Below are 3,908 nucleotides of genomic sequence, written 5' to 3' on the forward strand. Positions count from 1 at the left end.
AACACGATGTACAGCACATCGCGGAGGGAGTTTCTGACTATTGCGTTACTGATGACAGGTCTCCCAGGGTTCCGATTGCGTTGGAGTTCACGTTGGAGAGAAGTTGAGCCGCTCTAGCGCCGTTATCGGAGTTGTTGCCGGAATCCAAGTCCTTGGTGAACGTGAAGTTCGCGTGAACCGACCGCGGGATGATCTGGTTGATGTATTTGTCCACCCACTGGTCAACGCGATCGATGGCGGTGCGCGGAACGTACACGATATCGCGCGGCGCCAATTCGAACGACGACGACTGCGGCGATTCAAGGGCGTTGCGTAAATCGAGCGTGGTGGCGTACTGCTGGCCGTCTTGTTGCCTGACAATGACCACCGTACTGAGCTTGGAGCTTTCCTTCCTTGGACCGCCTGCCTGCATAATGGCCTCAAGCGCCGTGAGTCTGCCGTTTACCGGCACGAGACCCGGCGCGAGCACTTCACCGCCAACGTATACGCGATGGCTGTCGAGCGAACGCACAACCACCGAAATCTCCGGCTGGAGGAGCTTGTCCTTGTACAATCCCAACAACTCTTGGCGCAGAACCTCTGGCTCTTTGCCTTCCGCGACGACTTCTCCCACCAATTGCAGAGAAATCCGGCCGTCGGGACGGATTGTTTGACCTTCCTCATTCAACTCAGGCCAATACAGAAACTTCACCTGAAGCACGTCTCCCGGCTTCAGCAACAACACGGGATCTTGTGCAACAGGGAACGATTCCGAAGGCTCGGGGGTTGTCGCGCAACCAAAACTAACCGCTACGCATATGAGCACTGCCGCGGCAGATAGGGTCGACCCGCAGACCAGTTCAGCCCACCCTGAAAACCGGCGCATGGGAAAATACCTCTCTCGTCATCGTAAAGGGGATGCCTTGCCTCGGTGTTCCCCGCGGGCGACTACGAATCGCCGCGAGCACGCCATCCGCTGCACCGAGCTCGACTACTTCCGCGTTTCCCATGGAAGAGAAACGCTCCCACACCTACAAGCACACGCGAGGCAATGAGCAAGAAGCAGGCCAAGTCTTCTCGTGTGCCAACGGCAGTCCCGGTAGGGGAGTGTGAGAAAAGCCAGATTTTATGGGGGTAGGATCGTCCTTCGCTGAAGTTTGCCACCTGAGATATCACTACGGCGATCGGGTTGTCTAACACAACACAAACGTGGAGAACGACCCCTGTTTTGGCGAGTTGACGAATAACCGTCGTGCAAACTGACAGTTTTTTAGCATCAAGAATTACGTAAATGTTAGAACGAAAACTGACAGCCTACATGAATGTCGATTTCAGGCAGACAAGAAATTAGTCCGGATTCTTCGCGCACTTACAAGAGTCAATATCTTGACGAGCGCATTAGCGAGTCGTGCCGCGGAAATAGACACTGTCTCCCATCGACTGAGTGTATAAGCGAGAAACCCTGATGGGATAACTTCGACGTCCTGCACAAAATCAACTTGCACCGGAGCTCAGTTGCGCCGGTGCAAATTGCCGTTATGCCCGTCCCTTAAGAGCGAAGCCGTTTTTGAAAGTACTCGATTGTGAGCGGTAGACCTTCTCGCAACGGTATCTTCGGTTCCCATTCCAAGCGTTGCTTCGCAAGCGTGATGTCGGGCTGCCGACGAGTCGGATCATCGGCGGGAAGCGGTTTGAAATCCAATTTGGACTTGCTTCCCGTCAAACGAAGCACCTCGTCCGCAAGCTCATGAATCGTGAATTCTCCTGGATTGCCGAGGTTCACGGGTCCGGTGAAATTCTGTGCGTTCATCATTCGAATGATGCCGTCCACCAGATCGGTAACAAAACAGAACGAACGCGTTTGGCTGCCATCACCGTATATCGTGATGGGTTCTCCGCGCAGCGCTTGTACGATGAAATTGCTCACCACGCGCCCATCGTTTACCAGCATTTTGGGGCCGTACGTATTGAAGATGCGCACCACGCGAATATCGACTCCGTTCTGCCGGTGGTAATCGAAGAAAAGCGTTTCCGTTACGCGCTTTCCTTCGTCGTAGCAGCTTCGAATTCCGACCGTGTTTACGTTGCCCCAGTACGATTCGGGTTGCGGATGGACTTTCGGATCGCCGTAGACTTCCGACGTCGAAGCCTGGAGTATCCTTGCCTTCACACGTTTGGCCAAACCAAGCATATTAAGCGCACCCATCACATTCGTCTTCACCGTTTTCACGGGATTGTACTGGTAGTGGACGGGCGATGCGGGGCACGCGAGATTGTAGATGCGATCCACTTCGAGAAGGATAGGCTGCGTTACGTCGTGTCGAATTAGCTCAAAATGCGGATTCTCCATCAAGTGCTCTATGTTCGCTTTTCGCCCGGTGAAAAAATTGTCCAGGCAAAGCACCTGCTCACCGCGTTTGAGCAGCTCTTCGCAAAGATGAGACCCAATGAAACCGGCCCCGCCGGTAACTAGATTGACCGTAGACATCCGGTAATACCTTTCGCCGTAGGCCGACAGAATCGGCAAACTATTCGCAGACTGCGCAGGCCTTCACAACGTGCACGCGCATTTATAGCGAGGAAAACGCGGCCAGTCAACGCAATTTACGTGCCCTTGGCCATTGCAGGGAGCGGCGAAGTCAATCAGCGTGCGCCTTCTCCCAGCGCAAAGCAGGCTACCTCCTCCGAATTGCGAACATAAAGCCTGCCTCTAACAAGCACGGGATGATTCCACGTCTTACCGGAAATCGCCTTGAAGCGGCCGACCTCCGAATAGCGGTCGGGTTTTGCTTCTATCAACAGGACCTCTCCGTCTTCGCTCAAGACGAGGAGCTTGTCCATTTCGGGGAGCAACAGCATCTGGCCACCCACCTGTTTGCCCTGCCAGCGGCGCTTGCCGGTCTTTAGATCGATGCACGCAAGACGCTCACCGTCGAACCCGTAGCAATCGCCTTTATGAGCGACGCAGTCGTTGAAGTACGGTCGGAACTGCTTCGTTGACCAGACTTCCTCGGTCTTCCACGATTCCGAAGTGTGCTGGACACGAAGCAGTCGTGACCCGTATGCCCCCGTAGCTCCGTACATGACCGACTCGGAATCGACCACAAGGGGCTGAACGCAACGCGGATTCATCTTGATTTCCCACGCATTCTCCCAAAGCAGCGTTCCTGATTTCGGCTCGAACGACTGCAAACCAAAATCACTGAGCATCAGAATCTGCGGTACATCCACAATGACTGCATAGTGCGGCGAACTATAGCCGCCGCTTCCGCGTCCTGCTTGCCATGCGATGTCGCCGTTTTCGCGCCGGTATGCAAGCAGTGCTTTGCCTTCACTTTCGCCCGCAAAGACGATGACGAGATCGTCCACTACCAGCGGCGAACTTGCGAAACCGTACATGGGGACATCGATGCCCGCATCCTTCACAAGTTCACGTTTCCAGAGTGAAGTTCCCGTAGCGGCATCCAGACATTGCAGGATGCCGGTCGCGCCTTGCGTGAAGAGTCTTCCTTCGTGATACGTTGGCGTTGCGCGCGGACCCAGCCCCATGATGTCATCGTACCGGGCTGGGACGCTGTTCGACCAGACTTCTTCGCCGGAATCCGCCCTATAACACGTGACCAGCTCTTCCTCACCGCGCTGTTCTTGCGTGAAGAGGTAATCTCCAACGACAGCGAACGAAGACCATGCTGGACCGATTGACCGTCTCCAGAGTTCGCGCGGTGGATTAGTCCAATCCGTCGCAATCGTGCCGGACACATGGTTGTCACGTGCGGGACCACGAAAGGCAGGCCAGTCTTCGGGCGTTAATTCAGCAGGCAGTACGGCAGTGCCGTGCGCCTCAACGCGAGGCAGCGACTTCGAAAGTTCCGCGAGACTGGGACTCCAGCGCCACGAAACCACTGGCTTGAGGTCACCGCCTATCGAAT

At 55.2% G+C, this 3,908-nt stretch carries 3 protein-coding genes; all 3 read right to left on the reverse strand.

The genetic code is table 11. The features are described 5' to 3' along the window. Nucleotides 1–37 precede the first annotated feature (37 nt). Nucleotides 38–865, reverse strand: a complete 828-nt coding sequence (locus K1Y02_25780) for a polysaccharide export protein (protein MBX7259791.1) — start codon at nucleotides 863–865, stop codon at nucleotides 38–40. A 663-nt stretch (nucleotides 866–1,528) separates the two neighbouring features. Then, entirely contained in the window at nucleotides 1,529–2,467 is a 939-nt protein-coding gene (locus tag K1Y02_25785) for an SDR family oxidoreductase (GenBank protein MBX7259792.1), read from the reverse strand. 155 nt (nucleotides 2,468–2,622) lie between these two features. Continuing rightward, the coding region (locus K1Y02_25790) for a PQQ-like beta-propeller repeat protein (GenBank protein MBX7259793.1) at nucleotides 2,623–3,908 on the reverse strand (1,286 nt) is incomplete at its 5' end.

Source organism: Candidatus Hydrogenedentota bacterium (genome assembly GCA_019695095.1).
Classification (GTDB): domain Bacteria; phylum Hydrogenedentota; class Hydrogenedentia; order Hydrogenedentales; family SLHB01; genus JAIBAQ01.

What these genes read in the sequence shown, in the direction of transcription:
- K1Y02_25780 (MBX7259791.1), bottom strand. Translation starts at nt 865, where the DNA reads ATGCGCCGGTTTTCAGGGTGGGCTGAACTGGTCTGCGGGTCGACCCTA.
- K1Y02_25785 (MBX7259792.1), bottom strand. Translation starts at nt 2,467, where the DNA reads ATGTCTACGGTCAATCTAGTTACCGGCGGGGCCGGTTTCATTGGGTCT.